We start from the raw sequence: 1,556 nt of genomic DNA on the forward strand, positions 1-1,556 counted from the left end.
GTGCGTACGCAGCTTGGTGCTGGCTTCCGAACCGGCGGGGCCACCGATGGTGGTGTAGGCCGGGATCAGCTTGATGTCGTCCTGGTTGAAGAAGCGATACTTCAGCGAGACGTCGACATTGTTGGTGACCGGGTAACGCACGCCGGCGATCGCCTGCCAGGCGAAACCGGTGTCGCTGTCGTTCACCAGGTCGTTGGCCAGCTTGCCACGCGACACGCCGACACCGCCGCCGACGAAGCCCTGCAGGCCGTCATCGGGACCGAAGTCGAGCAGGCCGTTCAGCATGAACGAGAGGGCCGAGGCCGCACCGCCGAAGCCGCTATCGTCGAGGTCGACCTTGGCGCGCTTGTAGGCAGCTTCGGCTTCGAGGCGGAAGCCGCCGAAGTCGTAGCCGATATTGGCGTCGAAATCATAACCCTTATGGTAGTCAGCCGCTACGGTGTTGCTGGCTGCGGTACCGTTACCGGGGGTGAAGGTGATGTCCTGATCTTCAACGATCATAACGCCGGCGTCGACGCCGACATACCAGCTGTTGTCGCGCGCCAAGGCCGGGGTGGCCAGGGCACTGGTCGCAAGCGCAGCCGCGAGGGCAAGCTTCCGCATTTGAATTCCCCTTTCAAAAGTGTCACGAAGGACTGCTGAAACCATGTATCGGCAAGAAGGTTTCATGGCAAGTCCACAATTCGTGAAACCGTTGCAAAAATAACGCAGTAGGGACATCCCCGAGGCTCGCCTCCAAGCTAATACCTACCCCTCTCCATGAAAAGATCGCCGATACTCCAGAATTACATGGAGATCAGGCCATGACCCTGCAAAGCCGCCAATATCGCGGCAATTGCGCCACGGCTCTCGACATCCACGGTCGTGCCACCGGCCGGCCCGGCGATCGCGGCCAGGCGCGCGCCGACAATTTGCTGCCCTTCGACGTAAAATCCGTCGCCGCGCACAGCACTATCCCGCCAGGCCGTACCGTCATATGCCATGCCATGGCCGCGGTCCGCGACTTCCAACCGCAATCCGGCGCGTGGCGCGACAAAACGCCAGCCACCCTCGGTCCAGCCGGCAACATGCGCCTCCCGCCCGGCCCAGGCACCGCTCGCGCCGGTCGCCACGATCCAGCATTGCCCGGCAACCGGTGCCGTCGGCGGCGCCGCTAGGTCGGCACTTTCCGCCACCCCGTGCAACAGCATGTCGATCCGCGCCAGCGCCTCATTATGCATGATTTCCTTCTGCGCCTGCCCGGCATGGAGCAGCGGCAGCGCCCAGCGATCGCTCGTCTCGTTCGTCATCCTCGCCTCCTTACAGCAGCATCTCGATCGTCCCCGGCCGGCCCAGCGCCCGCGTGCCGACCTGCCGCACATCAATGGTCAGCGGCCCGCTCACCCCGTCCGCCGCGATCATCGCCGCAGCATAGGTCCAGCCCGGTTCCGTCACCTCCGCCCGCCGCACCAACCGCGCCCCTTCCAGCACCCGCAGTTCATAGCGCTCTTTTTCCTCGGCCAATGGCACGTCGCCACCGCTGCTCCAGCGCCACCCCGCCCGGCTGCGTCGGGTCC

Annotated in this window: 2 protein-coding genes and 1 pseudogene; all 3 read right to left on the reverse strand. The window is 64.6% G+C overall.

Going from position 1 to position 1,556, the window contains the following annotated elements; genetic code table 11:
* On the reverse strand, nucleotides 1–603 hold a 603-nt coding region (locus CG471_RS29755), incomplete at its 3' end, for an outer membrane protein (protein ID WP_180275850.1).
* 182 nt (nucleotides 604–785) lie between these two features.
* Complete coding sequence (locus tag CG471_RS29760) at nucleotides 786–1,289, reverse strand: DUF2793 domain-containing protein (RefSeq protein ID WP_099234660.1); 504 nt, start codon at nucleotides 1,287–1,289, stop codon at nucleotides 786–788.
* A gap of 10 nt (nucleotides 1,290–1,299) precedes the next feature.
* Nucleotides 1,300–1,556 (reverse strand): annotated as a pseudogene (locus tag CG471_RS29765) (hypothetical protein); the annotation flags it as partial.

This window comes from Sphingobium sp. IP1 (genome assembly GCF_002708645.1).
GTDB lineage: Bacteria > Pseudomonadota > Alphaproteobacteria > Sphingomonadales > Sphingomonadaceae > Sphingobium > Sphingobium yanoikuyae.

Coding starts and splice junctions, on each gene's coding strand:
- CG471_RS29760 (WP_099234660.1), bottom strand. CDS start 1,289: ATGACGAACGAGACGAGCGATCGCTGGGCGCTGCCGCTGCTCCATGCC.